The organism is Bacteroides sp. Ga6A2, from assembly GCF_000702225.1.
Taxonomy (GTDB): domain Bacteria; phylum Bacteroidota; class Bacteroidia; order Bacteroidales; family Bacteroidaceae; genus Ga6A1.
This window is the reverse complement of sequence record NZ_KL370874.1, coordinates 104,863-123,559: the sequence shown is the minus strand read 5'-3', so window position 1 is coordinate 123,559 and position 18,697 is coordinate 104,863. Positions and strand designations below refer to the sequence as shown.

General features: G+C 47.6%; 14 protein-coding genes and 1 pseudogene. 5 read left to right on the top strand and 10 right to left on the bottom strand.

Annotation, left to right across the window (positions count from 1 at the left end; genetic code table 11):
• Window positions 1-106: 106 nt before the first annotated feature.
• The 7 genes from T538_RS0116000 to T538_RS0115970 are packed head-to-tail and all read right to left on the bottom strand — an operon-like array spanning window position 107 to window position 7,650.
• Complete coding sequence (locus T538_RS0116000; protein ID WP_031535684.1) at window positions 107-529, bottom strand: ATPase; 423 nt, start codon at window positions 527-529, stop codon at window positions 107-109.
• Window positions 530-562: 33 nt separating this feature from the next.
• Window positions 563-2,452, bottom strand: a complete 1,890-nt coding sequence (locus T538_RS0115995) for a V-type ATP synthase subunit I (protein WP_197025810.1) — start codon at window positions 2,450-2,452, stop codon at window positions 563-565.
• An 8-nt stretch (window positions 2,453-2,460) separates the two neighbouring features.
• Complete coding sequence (locus tag T538_RS0115990; RefSeq protein WP_031535680.1) at window positions 2,461-3,075, bottom strand: V-type ATP synthase subunit D; 615 nt, start codon at window positions 3,073-3,075, stop codon at window positions 2,461-2,463.
• 12 nt (window positions 3,076-3,087) lie between these two features.
• On the bottom strand, window positions 3,088-4,410 hold the full coding sequence (locus T538_RS0115985) for a V-type ATP synthase subunit B (protein WP_031535678.1): 1,323 nt from the start codon (window positions 4,408-4,410) through the stop codon (window positions 3,088-3,090).
• Window position 4,411: 1 nt separating this feature from the next.
• Window positions 4,412-6,163 carry a V-type ATP synthase subunit A gene (locus T538_RS0115980; protein WP_031535676.1) on the bottom strand — a complete coding sequence of 584 codons (1,752 nt, stop codon included), beginning with the start codon at window positions 6,161-6,163 and terminating at the stop codon, window positions 4,412-4,414.
• A gap of 22 nt (window positions 6,164-6,185) precedes the next feature.
• Window positions 6,186-7,055, bottom strand: a complete 870-nt coding sequence (locus tag T538_RS0115975) for a DUF2764 family protein (RefSeq protein ID WP_081835055.1) — start codon at window positions 7,053-7,055, stop codon at window positions 6,186-6,188.
• Window positions 7,056-7,059: 4 nt separating this feature from the next.
• Window positions 7,060-7,650, bottom strand: a complete 591-nt coding sequence (locus T538_RS0115970; protein ID WP_031535671.1) for an ATP synthase subunit E — start codon at window positions 7,648-7,650, stop codon at window positions 7,060-7,062.
• 312 nt (window positions 7,651-7,962) lie between these two features.
• On the opposite strand from T538_RS0115970, the pseudogene T538_RS17410 reads away from it, so the two are divergent.
• From T538_RS17410 to T538_RS0115955, 3 genes and pseudogenes are all read left to right on the top strand, one after another.
• Window positions 7,963-8,312, top strand: a pseudogene (locus tag T538_RS17410) (type II toxin-antitoxin system RelE/ParE family toxin).
• Window positions 8,309-8,647 (top strand): helix-turn-helix domain-containing protein, encoded by a 339-nt coding sequence (locus tag T538_RS0115960; protein ID WP_031535669.1) that lies wholly within the window; start codon window positions 8,309-8,311, stop codon window positions 8,645-8,647. The pseudogene T538_RS17410 and the gene T538_RS0115960 overlap by 4 nt, the downstream one beginning before the upstream one ends.
• Window positions 8,648-8,682: 35 nt before the next feature.
• Window positions 8,683-9,975 (top strand): cytidylate kinase family protein, encoded by a 1,293-nt coding sequence (locus T538_RS0115955; protein ID WP_031535667.1) that lies wholly within the window; start codon window positions 8,683-8,685, stop codon window positions 9,973-9,975.
• Window positions 9,976-10,163: 188 nt separating this feature from the next.
• Here the strand turns inward: T538_RS0115955 and T538_RS0115950 are convergent, their stop codons facing one another.
• Genes T538_RS0115950 through dxs form a run of 3 tightly spaced genes read right to left on the bottom strand, consistent with a single transcriptional unit; the run spans window position 10,164 to window position 14,899 of the window.
• Window positions 10,164-11,630 (bottom strand): TrkH family potassium uptake protein, encoded by a 1,467-nt coding sequence (locus T538_RS0115950; RefSeq protein WP_031535665.1) that lies wholly within the window; start codon window positions 11,628-11,630, stop codon window positions 10,164-10,166.
• Between the two features lie 3 nt (window positions 11,631-11,633).
• Window positions 11,634-12,983 (bottom strand): Trk system potassium transporter TrkA, encoded by a 1,350-nt coding sequence (trkA, locus tag T538_RS0115945; protein ID WP_031535663.1) that lies wholly within the window; start codon window positions 12,981-12,983, stop codon window positions 11,634-11,636.
• Window positions 12,980-14,899, bottom strand: coding sequence for a 1-deoxy-D-xylulose-5-phosphate synthase (dxs, locus tag T538_RS0115940; RefSeq protein WP_031535662.1), 1,920 nt, complete (start codon window positions 14,897-14,899; stop codon window positions 12,980-12,982). The genes trkA and dxs overlap by 4 nt, the downstream gene beginning before the upstream one ends.
• 73 nt (window positions 14,900-14,972) lie before the next feature.
• On the opposite strand from dxs, the gene T538_RS0115935 reads away from it, so the two are divergent.
• Both T538_RS0115935 and T538_RS0115930 read left to right on the top strand, forming a co-directional pair.
• On the top strand, window positions 14,973-15,968 hold the full coding sequence (locus tag T538_RS0115935; RefSeq protein WP_031535660.1) for a GSCFA domain-containing protein: 996 nt from the start codon (window positions 14,973-14,975) through the stop codon (window positions 15,966-15,968).
• Window positions 15,917-18,382 (top strand): bifunctional UDP-N-acetylmuramoyl-tripeptide:D-alanyl-D-alanine ligase/alanine racemase, encoded by a 2,466-nt coding sequence (locus tag T538_RS0115930; protein WP_031535658.1) that lies wholly within the window; start codon window positions 15,917-15,919, stop codon window positions 18,380-18,382. Before T538_RS0115935 ends, T538_RS0115930 begins: the two co-directional genes overlap by 52 nt.
• Window positions 18,383-18,697 lie beyond the last annotated feature (315 nt).

Here is an 18,697-nt window from a genome sequence, read left to right as displayed (position 1 = left end):
TCGACATCCCTTGCTGGTATTTCTGTATTTAATGACTACAAAAAAAAGGCTGAACTCCAAATCTGGAATTCAGCCTTAAATTTATTTCTCTTTGTAAAAGAATTACTTACACCATAAGTGATGCAACCAATGCAAGAATTGCGTAGAACTCAGGAAGGGCTGCGTAAATCATGGTTTGAGTTGTAACATCGTGACCCTGTGCCAAACCCTGAATACCTGCTGCACATACCTTGCCCTGACGGATTGCAGAGAGCAAACATACAATACCTACGCCAAGACCGATACCAAACATAAGAGGACCAAATGCTGGGTCGGCAAGTTTGTCCTTTGTCATAAGAAATGCAACGAAACCGTAAAGACCCTGTGTTGCAGGAAGGGCAGAAAGCAACAGATATTTACTTTTCTTTGAAAGGTCTTTCTTCAATGCGCCTTCAGCAGCAGTACCTGCGATTGTTGTACCATAACTACTTCCAATTCCGGCAAGGCCCAACATAAGGCCCAAGCCAAGATAACCAAGAATTAAATCCATAATTTCTATTTTTTAATTTTGTTAATCAATTTTTTATTTTACCTCGAAAGGCTTGTAGCCCGTTCCCCTACCTTCGTATCCGGCATTCTTGAAATACTCTACGAAGTTTAGACGCAATGGGTGAACAAAGGCTGAAATTGCCGACATAAGCAAGTTGAAGATATGTCCGATAACGTATATTATAACGGCAAAGACAATCGTCCAACTCATCTCGTCGCCTCTAACCATGTCGCCAATCATATTGAACGCGCCGCCAAGCATACCGCCGGCAAGACAGAGGGCATAGATACGGATGTAAGAGAGAATGTCGCCCATCAGTCCCGAAGCCATGTTGTACGTGTCGTACAGTCCGGCAAGCGGATTGATGATGATACCTTTTATCGGGCTGTTTGTCATTCTGCCAACATCGTTAAGCAGATAGATGGCAACGGCTGCCACGGCTCCTATTCCGATGAGGACAAGCTGCATCTGCTCTTGCGACAGAGCTCCTGCGAGAGTAAGCACGCCAGTAATAACGCTGCCTACAAGCAGAATTACCCATCCCCAAGTGCTGATTTGCGACTTGAAGCCTTCTTTCTGAGTGTAGAGCAAGGCTTTGATAATCATGGCAAGGCAGATGTGGAATACACCGATGCAGATTGCACCTGCCATCTGTATTGAGTATCCTGTGCCTGGAACATTGCCCTGAAGCCATGCCAAGATGCCTCCCAAAGCGGTTGTTGCCGGAATCCAGCCAGCCTCTACAATGTTTATTCCGAAGAATGTGCCAAGGAAGAAACCTACAATCGTTGTGGCAACGCCAAGAACGAAAACTGTGGCTTCGTTGCCGGCAAGCATCTCGCCAAGGATAGGCACTTTCTTTGTCTTTCCTGCTATGCCGAACAAGCCATAGAGTGCTATCAGTATTCCATAGCCGGCATCGCCCATACAGATGGCGAAGAACAAAGTAAAGAACGGAGCGATTATTGGTGTCGGATCCCATTCGTTGTAACTTGGGAAACCGTACATCTTAGTCAGACCCTCAAACAGGCTGGTGAACTTGTTATTCTTTAACATAATCGGCACATCGTCCTCGCTCTGTGGCTCGCGGATGTCGTAGTAAGTGTCGGCCTTCTTCAGGAAAGATTCCACTTTAGCCTCCAGATTCACAGGGAACCAGCCTTCAACAACCATCACTTTGCCGTTGGCAGCCAAGGCGGTGTCAATCTGCGCCTTCTCAAACTCAATCTTGTTTATGAGCGAGTTCTCGTAAGCCACAACGTGTGGCAGCGCGTCGGCACTCTCCAACAACTGTGTTTTTAGAGACTCAGCCTCTTTCAATGTCAGAGAAAGTTGTTCTTCTGCCTCGCTTAGAGAGATGTCTGGCAACTGAATGTCGTCCAAATCAACCTCGTCGGCATCGTCGTTCTGTGTAAAACTTACGAAGTAGACGTAGCTCTTGTCTTGGCTTATTGCGCCCGACGTGTAAGCCTCGTACTGCTTCTTGAACACAGAGTTTGGAGCAGCATGGAAGTGGATGTGGATGTTGTTTGCCTCGAGCTTTTCAATCTGCTCGCGGCCGAACTGTCCCCAAGGGCGCAGCACGTCGGCATCGTGCTCATATCGCAGAGCATTTTGGCTTGCTGCACTTATCTTATCCTTTATCTGCTCGTATAAGGCTATGGCTTCGGCGGCTGCATCGGCATTTCCCGCAACTACGGTATCGATGTCTATGCCTTTCAAGTCAGCCATTTCCTTCTTAATGGCAGCAACGTGCTTCAACTCTTCCTCGAGTTTGTTCACCTCGCTGTATAGGGCAGCGTTGCGCTCGTCTCCGGCCGACTGGTCGTCGGCGTTCTGCAAGTGTACCACTCCCAGTTTCTGGAGTTCTTCGAGGAACTCTTCATATTCCTTATGGTATACAAGGAATGTGAGTTTTTTCATTTTCTGTATCATGATTCCTCTTCCTCCTTTCTCGCTCTTTTTTCTTGGAGCGACTTCAGAATCTTCTGTGATGATTTAGACAGATTCTCCTCGTCCTCCATAAATCGCTTAATCTTGCGCACAGCTTCCTGATATCCCGGAATCTGCACCTTCTCAAAAAGGTTCACCTTTTGGGTGGTCTTTTTTCTGGCATGGTCGAGCAGTCCAAGCTTAGCCATCACGAATTCTCGCTCAACGGCTGTCTTGGCAAGTCCCTGCAACAGTCTGATGCCGTCGAAGTACCATTTTGGTGAACTGAAAAGGCCAAAAGGTTTGACCTCAAGCTGGATGTTTTTGAGCACAGGCACGCGAACGCCTGCAATCTTCTTTACTTCGAGCTCTACATCCTTGAGTGCTACGAGATTGGCATCGAATTCGCCCCATAGGGCATACATCGACTCGTAGCCACCTATCTGGCTCTTCAGTTTCTCCTCAAGTGCCACGGCATCCTCCTTGCAGCGCTTAACCTCGAGGCGCAGCGCCGTCTCCTTGCTCTTGATGATAGGCAAGGTGCGCTGTCGCATCTTCAGGTTCTTCTCAATCTGCTGAAGCGATGTCTTGTTGTATTGAAACTTAATTGCCATAAGCTATAAAAATCACTTCCAGTAAATGTCTGTAAACTCTTTCTTGATGTTCACCTCTTCAATCTTGAAGTATTTCTTGAACAGCGACCATGTAACGTCGAGCATCTCGGTTGTGTCGAGGTTTACGTCGATGGCAAGCAGTTTGTTTGCATATTCCTTTGCGAAGTTCAGACAGCGGTTGTCGTAGTCTGTAAGGTCGAAACCGTTCTCGAGTTTTGTCTTGGCGTTAGCCGCATCTGAATACAGACGGATAGCCGCGTTCATTACCTGAGAGTGGTCTTTTCTTGTCTTCTTTCCTGCAACAAGCTGCTTCAGACGTGAAAGTGAGCGGAATGGGTCGATGATGACCTTACCGATGTCTGAGTCGCGGCGCAAGAAGAGCTGACCCTCGGTGATGTAACCTGTATTATCAGGAACGGCATGAGTGATATCGCCACCGTTAAGCGTTGTTACGGCAATGATGGTGATAGAACCGCCGCCCACGCTTTCTGGGAACTGAACAGCCTTCTCGTAAATCTTTGCAAGGTCTGAGTAGAGCGAACCCGGCATAGAGTCCTTAGACGGAATCTGGTCCATACGGTTAGACACGATAGACAAAGACTCTGCGTACGATGTCATATCGGTAAGCAGGACGAGCACTTTCTCGTGCTTCTCTACAGCGAAATACTCGGCTGCCGTAAGTGCCATGTCAGGAATAAGCAATCGCTCAACGGCAGGGTCTTCTGTTGTGTTCATGAAGGCGATGATACGGTCAAGAGCACCTGCGTTAGAGAATGTGTTCTTGAAGAAGTAGTAGTCATCGTTAGTCATACCCATACCGCCAAGGATAATCTTGTCAGCCTTTGCGCGGAGTGCCACCATAGCCATTACCTCGTTGAAAGGCTGGTCTGGGTCGGCAAAGAACGGAATCTTCTGTCCTGACACGAGTGTATTGTTAAGGTCGATACCTGCAATACCTGTTGCGATAAGTTCTGATGGCTGACGGCGTCTTACCGGGTTTACCGAAGGACCGCCAATCTCAACCTCCTTGCCCTCAATCTCCGGACCACCGTCGATAGGGTTTCCGTAGGCATTGAAGAAGCGTCCAGCCAACTGCTCGCTCACCTTAAGCGATGGAGCCTTGCCAAGGAACATAACCTCGGAGTTGGTTGAGATACCGCCAGTACCTTCGAACACCTGAAGTGTAACGTCGTCGCCGGCAATCTTTACAACCTGTGCAAGTTTGCCGTTAATGGTAGCCAACTCATCGTAGCCCACTCCCTTAGCCTTAAGCGAGCAGGTTGCCTTTGTAATCTGGCTTACCTTTGTATATACTTTCTGAAACGCTGTTGCCATATTATTTCTTGTTGCTTGCAAGCATGTCCTTAATCTGTTTAACAAAGTCGTAGTATTGCTCAGACTTGAATACAGAGTAGTTCATCTGCTTGCAAAGGTTAATCATCTTCTTGAAGAAGTCTACTACCTCAAGGAAGTCGTTAAACTCAAATTCGGTGTTGCAGATTTCCGTAACAAGGTTCAGAATCTCCTCCTGACGCTCAAGGCTTGTCACAGCATCAACATCGTCGAACGCATCTTGCTGAAGGATAACGAAGTCGATAATCTCCGATTTCCAGAATACAACGTGATAGTCAACAGGTACACCGTCGTCGCCAAGGATGTTAATCTGCTCGGCAATCTCCTTACCGCGCTGCATTCTTGTCTTCAGGTCGAGAACCTTTGGAATCCACTTGTCGTTGATTTTCTTAGAGATATATTCTGCAAACTCTGGGTATTCAAGATACTTTGAATATGAGTCGATAGGGTTTACTGCCGGATAGCGTTTCTTGTCGGCGCGGTCCTGCTCAAGTCCGTAGAAGCATCGTGCAACCTTCTTTGTATTCTCGGTTACAGGCTCTTTAAGGTTACCACCGGCTGGTGATACAGTTCCGATGAAGGTAATTGAGCCCACTTCGCCGTTGTTAAGATAAACATATCCTGCACGACCGTAGAAGTTAGAGATGAGGGCACCCAAGTCCATTGGGAACGCATCAGGTCCAGGCAACTCCTCCATACGGTTTGACATCTCGCGCAGAGCCTGTGCCCAACGTGATGTTGAGTCCGCCATCAGAAGCACGCGCAATCCCATTGAGCGGTAGTACTCAGCCATTGTCATGGCGGTGTATACAGATGCCTCGCGGGCTGCAACCGGCATGTTTGATGTGTTGGCGATGATGATGGTACGCTCCATCAACTTACGGCCTGTGTGAGGGTCTACCAATTCAGGGAACTCGGTGAAGATTTCTACAACCTCGTTGGCACGCTCACCGCAGGCTGCGATGATAACGATGTCGGCTTCGGCCTGCTTTGAGATTGCGTGCTGAAGCACGGTCTTACCAGTACCGAACGGGCCCGGGATGAATCCCGTACCGCCCTCGACGATTGGGTTGAATGTATCGATTGTGCGCACGCCTGTTTCAAGCAGTTTGAATGGACGTGGCTTCTCTTTGTAGTTTGTCATGGCAAACTTTACAGGCCAGTGCTGAACCATGTTCACCTCGATGTCGGTGCCGTCTTCTTTTGTAAGTACGGCTACTGTGTCGTAAGCCTTGTATTTGCCTGCCGGCTTTATCTCTTTAACCTTGGCCTTGCCCTCCATCTGGAAAGGCACCATTACCTTCAGTTTCTGTGAGTTTTCAATAACTTCGGCGAGCCATGCCGATGCTTCAACCTCGTCGCCCACCTTTGCGATAGGAGTGAAGTCCCATTCCTTGTCGCGGTCGAGCGGCTCGGTGCGTTGTCCTCGTTTCAGGAATACGCCGTCCATCTTGTCGAGGTCGTTCTGCAAACCGTCGTAGTTTTTGGAAAGCATACCCGGTCCTAACTCAATCTCAAGCATGCGTCCTGTAAATTCGGTTGGCGCGCCAACCTTCAGTCCTCGTGTTGACTCAAACACTTGCACGTAGGCATCAGTGCCAACAACCTTGATGACCTCAGACATCAATTTGTCGCCGCCTGTCTCGATGAAGCATATTTCACCCTGACGAACAGGACCGTCAACGCTGATGGTTACCATATTGGCAATAACGCCAGAAACAGTTCCTTTTGTCATACCTTATATAATTCTTTGTTTTTTATCTGTTGATTTTGTTGGAAGATGTCAAGAACTCTTCCGGAACTTTTGCCTCACCTCGTAGGTTCTCGATAATTGTCTCGAATCGTTCCTTGCCTCTTGCCGGGTCGAGTTTGTACCATCGCTCCAGCATCTGCGTCTTGCAAAGATAGGCATACACGGCATCGGTGCTGAAGGTGTCGAAGAATGTCTGGTCGTCGAGCCACAGCCACTTCAGAGCGTCGATGCGCCTTTCTTTCTCTACCGGATTCTCGCACTCTACAATCTGCATAAGCTGGCTTACATAGTCGTATTCGCGACCGAGGTCGAAGTCCTTTGCCTTGCTCGAAAGGATTGTTTCGTTAACCTCGTTCTCGCCCTTTATGTAGCTTGATATGTTCCAGTTCTGCTGGCGTGCGATAAGTGCGGTGAGAAGGTTTGATATGTTGAGGTTCAGTTTTGCCCATTCCGATACGAGGCTGCTTTTTGCCTTCTGTGCATATTCCCAGTACGAGAGCATTATGGCATCTTCGGCAAAGAAGTCCTTCTGTCCGTTCAGCGCGTTGTATTCGCGTACGAATTGTGGCATGAAGGCAGGGAATCTTGGGTCGTCCTCAAACATATCATCCTGTGCGTCCTCAATCATCTCGTTGAGTTCTTCGCGCGTGTAGTTGCCCACCTGAGGCAGTTCGAGTTCGGGGTGTTGCAATACCGACAGGAGGTTTCGGCAGTCGCCTTCGAGGAAGAAAGTGAAGATGATTTTGCGGTCTGCCTCCGACAGTCCTTGTTCTTCTTCAATAAGTTCCTTTATGCTGGCAACCGGCAATGCCTTCTCTGCCTCGTTGAGGCTGAGGGTGGGCAGACCTGTCATTAAGCAATAAAAGTTTCCCATATTTTTAGAAAATCATGTCCACGAGCTGCGGACGTAGAAAATTCTTGAAATAATTCTCAAATTCGGCTTCTCCGAAATTTACTTTATACGAGCCGTCGGCTGGCTGTATAGTGAAAAGAGTCTTCTGTCCGTTAACCTGTTCAATCTTTACGCCTGCGTCGAGCAGATTCTTTGCCTTTTGTGCAAAGAGAGCCTTTAGGCTTGCCGCATCGGCTGTTGTGATAACGATGTCTTCCTGTGCTCCCCATTTTTCTGCGAGTTTCAGGATGAACTCGTTCATAAACGCTTTGTCGCCTGCAACTTGTGCGGCCGCCTCCTTAACAATCTTGTCGCCAACTACATTTGTAACGTCGCTCTTCAGTGCATTGAGAGCCTGCGCTGCATACATCTTAATTTCAGACTTTGTGTTGGCATCGAGTGCCCGGGCATTCTTCTGTGCTTCAGCCTCGATGGCAGCAGCCTGAGCCTTTGCCTCCTCGATAATCTGTGCAGCTTTCTGCTGTGCTTCAGAGATTATTTTTTCAGCCTCGGCCTTACCCTTTTCCACTCCGTCCTGTAGGAGCTTTTCTGTAAGTTCTTGAATCTTATTCTCCATATTATAGTATTTTATAAGTATTTGCTTTATAGTGGCAAATCTAAAAAAATATTTTTAAAATGCAATATTTATTCTGTGAAATTGTAGAAGGATGGAGACAAATTGTGAAAAGTTGTTACTTTTTATTAAAAAAAGTATAGAAACATTAACAAAAACATTATATTTGCCGTGCAGAATGGTTTACGCACGCTTCGGATATGATTGTTTGTTGTAAAGTTTTAATGCATAGCGTGTTAATAAACAAACAAGAAATGCAAAAAGTTTCGTAGATAATAAACTTTTTTTATACCTTTGCACTAAAGAAACTAATGTATGAATAAACCTCGTTTTCGGTTACTTTTGACCAAGGAAGCAGATGACTTCATGCAATCCCTGCCGTTAAAAGCGAGGGACAAGATGTACTACAATATACGTAGAGTCCAGATGGGTGATTTGGATTCTGAAATATTCAAGAAATTGGAAAATTCTGATATCTGGGAGTTTAGCACATTGTTTGGCGGCATTGCCTATCGTTTGTTCGCTTTCTGGGACACCGAGACTGATACTTTGGTAATTGCTACGCACGGACTTGTAAAAAAGACTCAAAAACTCCCGCCAAGGAAATAAACAAGGCTGAGAGGATTAGGAAGGAATACTTTGAACTAAAAAGAAATGAGCAATGAAAAAAGTTGGAAATATGGAATTGATTGATTTCGAAGAGGTGCTGGACAAAAGAATCGGCAAGATTGGCACTCCTGCACGAGATGATTTTGAACATCAGGTTGAGGAGGCTGTCCATGCAGCAGAGATTGGAGCAGCTGTAAAAAAAGCGCGTACAATGCAGCATCTTACTCAACAACAATTGGGCGAACGAATTGGTGTGAAGAAGGCTCAGATTTCGCGCATAGAAAAAGGACATAGTGTAACAATACCAACTATAAGCCGCGTTTTCAAGGCGTTAGGGGTTGGAACGGCAACGCTCGACCTTGGGACAATAGGAAAGGTAACTTTGTGGTAGTGTATTATTCTCAGAACAGCAAAAAAAATACTTAGATGAAGAAAAAAGAATACGCAGAAAGATATTTTGTGTTTACCGTTGGCTTGTTTCTGATAGCCTTTGGTATCGCGCTTTCTATCAGATCGGGACTGGGAGTTATTCCGGTGCTTTGTCCGCCTTATATTGCGAGCCTTGTGTTTGGTTCGGTAACTGTGGGGCAGGCTGTTATTGTGTTGTATACTCTGTTTCTGCTTGTGCAGATGGCTATTCAGAGGTCACGGTACAGCAAAAGGCAGTATTTGCAGGTGTTCCTGTCGAGCATCATCTTCGGAATTCTGATTGATGCTACAAACGTGTTTACCCAGCATCTTGTGCCTACGCACTACTGGCACAGCGTTGTGCTTATTCTTACCAGCACGTTATTTATCGGACTGGGCGTGGTGTTCGAGGTCACATCAAAACTGTTGCTCCTTCCTGTCGAGGGGTTGGCGCTTGCCATATCCGGGGCGGCAAAGATTTCGTTCGGAAGGGTGAAGAGAGTCTTCGATATAACGATGCTTCTTGTTGCCGTGGCAATGGCATATTTCTTAGGGTGGCATCTTCTTGTTGAGCAGGGCGCGATGCGCGAGGGAACTCTGGTTTCTGTCTTGCTCGTCGGACTTATTGCCGGGAAGATTCAGTCGATGATTGGACCGCGCATCACGGCATGGCTTAACCGCCATAACGAGAAGGATGTTGTGCTCGACAATAATATTACGGTTATAACCATTGCGCGCGAGTTTGGCAGCGGCGGTCATGAGATTGGTCAGCGGATTGCCAACGAACTCGGATGGTCTTTCATAGACCAGCAACTTATCAACAAGGTCGTGTGCGATTCGGGCTTGCCAACGTCGTTTATCGCTCAGTACGAGCAGAATATGTCGGTGTGGCAGCGCATATGGAAGAATATGTGGATGGACAACATACAGCCGGTAGAGGAGAGCTTCTCGCCCGAAGACCGCCTGTTCGTGGCTCAGTCTAAGATAATCAGAGAAGAGGCGCAGAAGGGCGCGTGTGTAATCGTTGGTCGTTGTGCCAACTGGATTCTGAGAGATAGCCCTAACTGCTTCCATGTGTTTGTAACGGCTTCGATGCCGTTTGCCCGTCGCAGGGTTATGGAAGAGTTCAAGTACGAGGGTGAGAAGGCTTACGACGAGATTGTGCGCATAAATCAGGCTCGCGCAAACCATTACAATTACTATACAAACACACATTGGGGCGCGCCGAACAATTACGACCTATGCGTAAAGAGTTCGTCGCTCGGCATTGCAGGCGCGGTTACCGCCATAATGCGTGCTATTAAGAAATAATAATTGCAATTGACATTTGCAGTTGACAATGGGTAGTTGAGAATTTATGGAGACTGGGAGGTTTGCGTATGGTTAGTTGCGACAAACCTCCCAGTCTTTATGGGGCTGTGATGTCTATTTTGTCTGCAGTATCAGCATTTCATAATGCTGTAAGACAAAATTTGCTATCCCGAACTGGCGTTTGAAAATTAATGGTCTCTCCAGAATGATGGAGTGAAGATTATCATCACGGCAAATATTTCGAGACGGCCAATAAGCATAAGTATCGAGCTAATCCACAGCGTTGCGTCGGGCAGAGTGTCCCACGTGTAGGCCGGACCGCATTTGCCAAGTCCCGGACCTACGTTGCACAGCGATGTGATGGCTATGCTCTCGCTTTCCATAAAGTCCGTTCCGCAAAGCATCAGGGCTACTGTAGCCACAAGAATTATGGTAAAATAGAGGAAAACGAAGGCAAGAAGCTTTATCTTTGTTGAATTGTCGATAACCTGTGAGTCTATTCTCAACGGAAAGACTGCCGTTGGATGAAGCAGACGGTTAATCTCGTTTTTAACAAGTTTGACCAGCATCACGATGCGTACGCATTTCAGTCCGCCGGTGGTTGAGCCGGCGCACGCTCCCTGAATCATTATCAGCAGAAGAATAGGCCAGCATGCTTGCGGCCACAACATATAGTCGCATGTGGCAAAGCCAGTACTCGTCATGATAGACGTTACCTGAAACAGCGAATCTCTTATAGTCTGCTCCCAGTTTACGAATGTGTATTTTGATGGAATGAAGGCGAGAAGCAACGCGATTATTCCGGTTGTGACAAGGATGCTCGTTGCATACCACTTCAGCTCCTCGTTGTTGCGCAGAAACTTCAGGTGGCGTTTTACCATCAGATTATACATCAGCAGAAAGTTGCAGCCGCCAAGGAACATGAATACGATTGTTACGTATTCGCAGTAGATTGAGTTGAACTCGCCAAGGCTGCTTTGCTTTGTAGAATATCCGCCGGTAGATACGGTGCTGAGTGCGTGTGTAATGCTGTCGAAGAAGTCAATTCCGCCAAGGCACAGCAGAAGACAGTTCATGGCAGTAAGGGCGAGGTATATCGTCCACAGCCATTTTGCGGTGTTGCTTATTCGCGGTGTTATGCGTCCGTGGGTAGGACCTGTGGCTTCGGCAGAGAACAGTTTGATGTCGCCAACGCCGAAGGTTGGCAGAACGGCAACGGTAAACAGCACAATGCCCAGACCGCCAATCCATTGCGTGAGACTTCGCCACAGCAGTATGCCGTGTGGCTGACTGTTGATGTCGTTCATTATCGACGCTCCGGTAGTGGTGAAGCCCGACATCGTCTCGAAGAAAGCCTTCGTCACGCTCGGAATGCTTCCGCTGAACAGATATGGCATCATTCCCACCAGCGTAAATACAATCCATGCAACCGACACAACGAAGTATCCGTCGCGGCGCGTCATCGTATTGTTCGATTTTCGTCCTATGAAAATAAGCGTGAGGCTTGTAGGGATTGTTATGATAGCCGTGTAAACAAAGGCCATGGCCGACGGTTCGCCGTAGCATAGCGATACTACGGCGCAGATTAGCAGCCATATAGTCTCAAGGCATATTAGGTTGCCCATGAGTTTGGATATAAGCCTTATGTTTAGCATCTTTTATTTCTTGAAGTATTTTTCAATATTCTTAATCTTCATGTTTATGCAGAAGACAACGACCTTGTCGCTCGGTTCAATCTGCGTTGTTCCCTTAATCAGCATACCTTTTCCGGCTCTTACGAGTCCGCCGAGAGTCATACCCTTCGGCATACCGAGGTCTTTAACCTGCTTTTTCGTAATCTTCGAGCCCTCTTCTGCGCTGAACACCGCCACGTCGGCATTGGCGAGTGCAATCCATTTGAGGTTTGTCTTGTCGGCATCGAGCATTTCCTGATAGATGTGGCTCGCCGTAATGGTTTTTTTGTTTATGAGCGTGCCGATGTCGAGGCTTTCTGCCATATTCAGATATTCGAAGTTGTCTACCATCGCCACCGTCTTCCTCACGCCGAAACTTTTGGCTGTGAGGCACGCCAGAATGTTATGTTCCGAATTGCCGGTGAGGGCAACGAATGCCTCGATGTTCTGATATTCTTCCTTGAACTTGGAGATGTCGCGTCCATCGCCTCTGAATATCATCAGACGGTCGTTGCTGATGTTCAGTTTCTGGTGCAGCTCGTTTATGCGCTTCTCGTCAATCTCCACAATCTTGAAACGCATATATCCAGGGGCTTGCAGAACGGTGTGGTATGCCACTTTTCCGCCGCCCATGATTGCTATGTTCTTAACGTCGCGATAATCCTCCTTGCCAACCATCTGCTTTATGCGCGGAAGGTCTTGCTTGCTTGCCATGAAGTACACGATGTCGAGGTGTCTTATCATGTCGTCGCCGTGCGGAATTATCATCGAGCCGTTACGCTTTATTGCCACAACGTGGAACGGCATCTTCTGAATGCCGAGTTCCTTCAGCGAGGTGTCTATGATAGATGCGTTCTGTCTTACCTTTACGCCGATAAGCACCAGCGCGCCGTCTTCGACCTCCCACCATTGCCTAATCCAGCTTGTCTTGATGCTGTTGATAATCTCCTGACCAGCAAGCTGCTCGGGGTAGATGAGCGAACTTATTCCAAGCTCGGTAAACATCTCCTTGTACTCGTCTTGCATGTACTCGTAGTTGTCAACGCGCGCAATGGTTTTCTTTGCACCCAGCTTGTGCGCCATGGTGCAGCATGTTATGTTGTAATGTTCTTCTGTAGAAGTAGCAATGAAAAGATCTGCGTCAGCCACGCCAGCCTCTTTCAGACCTTTGATTGACGATGGCGAGATGTTGAGCGTAAGCAAGTCGAAGTTGTCGTCAAGCTCGCTGAGCTTGTCGGCATCCGAGTCCATCACGATTATGTCCTGTTCCTCTCTCGAAAGGAGTTCGGCAAGATGAATACCGATGGGGCTTGCGCCTGCTATTATTATTTTCATAAGCAGATGCTTTTTATTGTGTTAACTATATTTTCGACGTCTATTCCGACAAGATGCTGAAGTTCACCGACCGTTCCGTGTTCAACAAAAGAGTCGGGCAGACCGAGTCGGATAACGCGGTTTGTGAATCCGTTGTCGCTTATGTATTCGAGAATGCTGCTTCCGAATCCGCCGTTTCTCACGCCGTCTTCAATGGTTATGATGTTGTGGCAGTTCTCCAGAGCCTCTTTCAGAAGGTTGGTGTCGAGCGGTTTAAGGAATCGCATGTCGTAGTGGGCTATGTTCAGTTCCTTTCCGCTTGCCTTCGCCTCTTCTTCGGCAATGCTGATGGCTTTCTCGGCGTTTATTCCGATAGGGCCGAGCGACAGGATGGCGATGTCTTTGCCGTCCTTCATCTTTCTGCCCGTGCCTACTTTCACTTCCTCGAGCGGACATCTCCAGTCTATCTTCGAGCCTTTGCCGCGAGGGTAGCGTATCACGAATGCGCCCTTGTCGGGCAGTTGTGCCGTGTACATCAGTTTGCGCAGTTCGTGCTCGTCGTAAGGTGCAGCAATCGTCAGGTTAGGTATTGGGCGAAGGAACGCCAAGTCGAACGCTCCGTGGTGTGTCGGTCCGTCTTCGCCCACCAGTCCGGCGCGGTCGAGGCACAGAACCACAGGCAGATTCAGAATTGCAACATCGTGAATGATGTTGTCGTACGCTCTCTGCGAGAATGCCGAGTAGATGTTGCAGAAAGGCTGCAAACCGTCCTTTGCCATTCCGCCCGAGAATGTTACGGCGTGACCTTCGGCTATGCCCACGTCGAAAGTGCGGTCGGGCATCGCCTGCATCATTATGTTCATTGAACAACCCGTAGGCATTGCAGGCGTTACACCCACTATGCGCGGATTCTTCTCTGCCAGTTCGAGCAGCGTATGTCCGAATACATCTTGAAACTTTGGCGGCTGACCGTCGTTGCTGCTAACAAGACGCTCGCCTGTCTCGATGTCGAATTTGCCGGGAGCGTGCCATGTCGTGGCGTGCTTCTCGGCAGGCTCGTAGCCTTTTCCTTTTATTGTGTGGATGTGAAGCAGCTTCGGACCTTTCATGTCCTTTATGTCGTTCAGCACCCTTACGAGTTCCTCTATGTTGTGTCCGTCTACCGGACCTAAATATCTGATGTTAAGCCCCTCGAAGATATTCTGCTGGTTAGCCAGAAGAGCCTTCAGACTGTTGTTGAAGCGTATGATGCTCTTCTTGCGCGAATCGGTCATCAGTCCTGCGCTGTGAAGTGCGTTTGCCGCCTTGAATCTAAACTTGTTGTAGGTCGAATTAGTGTTCAGTTCGAGCAGATACTGCTTCATTCCGCCCACGCTTCGGTCTATGCTCATATTGTTGTCGTTCAGAATGATGAGCAGATTGTTGTCCGATGACGAAACATTGTTCAGCCCCTCGAAAGCCAGTCCGCCGCTCATTGCGCCGTCGCCGATAACCGCAACCACATGGCGGTTTTTGTTGTTGGTGTGTACGGCTGCCACCGCCATGCCCAAGGCTGCCGATACCGAGTTGGAAGCGTGTCCGCAAGTAAAACTGTCGTATTCGCTTTCCTCGGGACATGGGAACGGACGTATGCCCTTGAATTTTCTGTTAGTATAGAATTGGTCTTTGCGTCCTGTCAGGATTTTATGGCCGTAAGCCTGATGTCCTACGTCCCACACAATGCGGTCGTATGGCGTGTTGAATGTATAATGAAGTGCAACGGTCAGTTCAACGACGCCAAGCGACGAGGCAAAGTGCCCCGGGTTGCGCGACAACTCGCTGATAATGTCATCTCGTAGTTCCTTGCATAGTTGAGGTAACTGTTCAACGCTTAGTTTACGCAAATCTGAAGGGTCGTGAATACCATCCAGAAGACTATGTCGTTTATTTTCTTCCATTTTATAAATATAGTGTGCAAAAGTACTAATATTTCTTATAAGTTGACTAACTTTGTGCTGTAAAATTATCGTTATGAAGTTACAGACCATAGTAGATAAGCCCGTTTCCGACTGGAAAATCGTTCCCCAATCAAACATTTTGGTACTTGGCTCGTGCTTTGCCGAGCGCGTAGGAGAGCATCTCGCCACATCGGGACTGAGTTGCGTTGTCAATCCCTTCGGAGTGCTTTACAACCCTGCAAGCATCGCCCGAATCATAGATATTGCCGCACGCGGAGAATATTCGCCGAGTATAATATTCGACGAGCGCAGGGGAGTGTGGTTCGACTATAATACCGATACCGAGTTGGAGTCACCTTCTGAGGAAAAATGCCGTGCCATCGTTCGGGATGCCTTCGGGATTCTTAGCAGTCAGTTTGCCAAGGCTGATGTCGTTATCGTTACATTTGGAACAAATCATGTTTATCTTAACGAAGGTACAGTCGTATCAAACTGTCACAAGCAGCCGTCAGATTCTTTTTCTGAAAAACTTCTCGACGTTTCAGAAATCGAACGCCTTTGGAACGGAATCGTTTCTTCGAACCCCTCAAAGAAGTTCATCTTTACCGTCAGCCCTATACGATACCGCAAGTACGGATTTCACGAAAGTCAGTTAAGCAAGGCTACTCTGCTGCTTGCCGCCGATGCTGTTGTTGGCAGAAACGCAAACTGCTCGTATTTTCCGGCATACGAGATTATGAACGACGAGTTGCGCGACTATCGCTTTTATGCCGAAGACATGATTCATCCGTCCGAGCAGGCTGTAAGATACATCATCGATTGTTTTATTGAATCATTTTTTGAAAACAGCACGAAGGAGTTCGCAAAAGACTATTCCGAGGTGCGAAAAGCGCTCGAACATCGTCCTCTTCACCCCGAAAATGAGGCTTATAAACATTTTTTAACTCAATTATTGTTAAAAATTGACCGACTTTGCGTAAAATATCCGTACTTTGCATTCAATAAAGAAAAAAATATATGTCATACACTGTTGAACAAATTGCAGAATGGATGGGAGCCGAAAGAATAGGCTCTGCTTCTGCAAACGTAAATTGGATACTAACAGATAGTAGATCTTTGTGTTTCCCCGAGGAAACTTTGTTCTTTGCACTAAAGAGCCAGCGCAACGATGGCCACAAGTATGTGCAGGAATTGTATAAAAGAGGTGTACGTAATTTTGTAGTGTCGAGATTGCCACAGGACATGGTGGCAGATGATTGCAATTTCTTTGTTGTTGATGACACGCTTCATGCCCTTCAGATGCTGGCTGCCAGTCATCGTTCGCAATTCAACATCCCCGTTGTTGGAATAACCGGAAGCAACGGCAAGACCGTGGTGAAAGAGTGGCTCAACCAACTTCTCTCGCCTGTAAAGGTCGTTACACGCTCGCCTCGCAGTTACAACTCGCAGATTGGCGTTCCTATGTCGGTATGGCTCTTGAACGAAAAGACCGAAGTGGCTCTGTTCGAGGCCGGAATATCAAAGATAAACGAGATGGAGGCTCTTTATAAGGTCATAAAGCCAACCATCGGAGTGCTTACCAACATCGGAACGGCACATCAGGAGAACTTCTATTCGCTCGAGGAGAAATGTATGGAGAAACTCCGACTCTTCACCAGCAGCGACGTAATAGTATATAACGGCGACGACAGTCTTATAAGCAGTTGCGTTGCCAAGTCGATGCTGTCTGCCCGTGAGATTGCTTGGAGCACGACAGATTCAGACAAACCGCTGTTCATCAGTTCGATAGAGAAGAAGGAAAACGAGACGCACATCTCTTACCGATATATCGGAACCGACGGCAACTTCACCATTCCGTTCATAGATGATGCATCTATCGAGAACGCCCTCAACTGCTTGGGCGTATGCCTTTACATGATGATTCCGCAGGATGTCATCGCCGAGCAGATGAAGAGTCTTGAGCCTGTTGCCATGCGCCTTGAGGTGAAGGACGGCAACCACGGCTGCACGCTCATCAACGACAGTTATAACAGCGATATCAACTCGCTCGACATCGCGCTTGATTTCATGCGCCGTCGTCCAGATGTTTCGGGCAGAAAGCACACGCTCATCCTCAGCGACATGCTTCAGACCGGACTGAACGCCAAGAACCTGTACCGCAAGGTGGCACAGCTCGTAAACGGTCGCGGAGTAGACAAGATTATAGGCGTGGGCGATGAGATAAGCAGCGCGGCAGACCGTTTCGAGATGGAGAAATACTTCTTCCATACAACAGCCGACTTGCTCGAGAGCGATGTGTTCAAGAAACTGCACGACGAGGTTATACTTGTCAAAGGCTCGCGCGACTATCGTTTCGAGGAGATTATCGAGTGTCTCGAAAAGCAGGTTCACGAAACGATTCTCGAGATAAACCTTGGAGCGGTGGTAGAGAACCTTAACTATTACCGCAGTTTCATGAAGCCCGAGACTAAGATGGTGTGCATGGTTAAGGCAAGTGCCTACGGAGCAGGCAGCGTAGAGGTTGCAAAGACTCTGCAAGACCATAACGTAGATTTTCTTGCCGTTGCTGTTGCCGACGAGGGCGCAACGCTTCGCAAGGCTGGAATAACATCGAACATCATGATTATGAATCCCGAAATGACGGCTTTCAAGAAGATGTTCGACTATGGTCTTGAGCCTGAGGTATATAACTTCAAGCTTCTCGACGCGCTTATCAAGGCGGCAGAGAAGGAAGGAATAACAAATATGCCAATCCACATCAAACTAGATACAGGAATGCACCGCTTGGGCTTCAATCCCGAGACCGATGTGCCCGAACTTATCAACCGCCTGAAGAATCAGAATGCGCTGATGCCGCGCTCAATATTCTCTCACTTCGTGGGAAGCGACGACGATTCGTTCGATGATTTCTCTGAATATCAGTTCAACTTGTTCGACAAGGCGAGCAAGCAGATTCAGGCTGCGTTCCCTCACAAGATTCTGCGCCACATCTGCAACTCGGCTGGCATTGAGCACTTCCCGGAGCGTCATCTCGACATGGTGCGTCTCGGACTTGGATTGTACGGCATCAACTCGCGCAATAACAAGACGATACACAACGTGAGCACGCTGAAGACAACTCTTCTACAGATTCGTGATGTGCCTGCCGGTGATACGGTTGGCTACAGCCGAAAGGGTAAGATTACGCGTCCTTCGCGCATTGCCGCCATTCCTATCGGTTATGCCGACGGACTGAACCGTCATCTTGGCAACGGCAACGCATATTGTCTTGTAAACGGTCAGAAGGCGTATTACGTTGGCAATATCTGTATGGATGTCTGCATGATTGATGTTACTGATATTCCTTGCAAGGAGGGCGACAAGGCGATAATCTTTGGCGATGAGTTGCCTGTAACCGTTCTGAGCGATATCCTTGGTACAATCCCTTACGAGGTTCTGACTGGTATAAGCACTCGCGTAAAGAAGGTGTATTATCAGGATTAAAAGAATTGACAATTGACAATTCAAAATTCATAATTGATAATTCAAAATTGCTTTCATAATTGCTGAGGTTTTATAACGGACAATTTCGTCAGAAATTGTCCGTTTAGTATATACAAAATAGAAGGTAGGAAGAAGGTAGAAACATTCAAGGAATATGGAAGGTATATTGAAGATATACGGAAGCTATACGCAAGGTATATGGAAGGTATATCCAAGGTGTATCCAGAGTAGGTGATGAGTGAGTGTTGACTCTATTCATAATTGACGATTGATAGTCTGGAACTTGTAACGAACAATTTCGTCAGAAATTGTTCG

Bases quoted from the DNA above. Each gene is read 5' to 3' on its own strand.
- T538_RS0116000 (WP_031535684.1), bottom strand. From the start codon at position 529: ATGGATTTAATTCTTGGTTATCTTGGCTTGGGCCTTATGTTGGGCCTT.
- T538_RS0115995 (WP_197025810.1), bottom strand. From the start codon at position 2,452: ATGAAAAAACTCACATTCCTTGTATACCATAAGGAATATGAAGAGTTC.
- T538_RS0115990 (WP_031535680.1), bottom strand. From the start codon at position 3,075: ATGGCAATTAAGTTTCAATACAACAAGACATCGCTTCAGCAGATTGAG.
- T538_RS0115985 (WP_031535678.1), bottom strand. From the start codon at position 4,410: ATGGCAACAGCGTTTCAGAAAGTATATACAAAGGTAAGCCAGATTACA.
- T538_RS0115980 (WP_031535676.1), bottom strand. From the start codon at position 6,163: ATGACAAAAGGAACTGTTTCTGGCGTTATTGCCAATATGGTAACCATC.
- T538_RS0115975 (WP_081835055.1), bottom strand. From the start codon at position 7,055: ATGGGAAACTTTTATTGCTTAATGACAGGTCTGCCCACCCTCAGCCTC.
- T538_RS0115970 (WP_031535671.1), bottom strand. From the start codon at position 7,650: ATGGAGAATAAGATTCAAGAACTTACAGAAAAGCTCCTACAGGACGGA.
- T538_RS0115960 (WP_031535669.1), top strand. From the start codon at position 8,309: ATGAAAAAAGTTGGAAATATGGAATTGATTGATTTCGAAGAGGTGCTG.
- T538_RS0115955 (WP_031535667.1), top strand. From the start codon at position 8,683: ATGAAGAAAAAAGAATACGCAGAAAGATATTTTGTGTTTACCGTTGGC.
- T538_RS0115950 (WP_031535665.1), bottom strand. From the start codon at position 11,630: ATGCTAAACATAAGGCTTATATCCAAACTCATGGGCAACCTAATATGC.
- trkA (WP_031535663.1), bottom strand. From the start codon at position 12,983: ATGAAAATAATAATAGCAGGCGCAAGCCCCATCGGTATTCATCTTGCC.
- dxs (WP_031535662.1), bottom strand. From the start codon at position 14,899: ATGGAAGAAAATAAACGACATAGTCTTCTGGATGGTATTCACGACCCT.
- T538_RS0115935 (WP_031535660.1), top strand. From the start codon at position 14,973: ATGAAGTTACAGACCATAGTAGATAAGCCCGTTTCCGACTGGAAAATC.
- T538_RS0115930 (WP_031535658.1), top strand. From the start codon at position 15,917: ATGTCATACACTGTTGAACAAATTGCAGAATGGATGGGAGCCGAAAGA.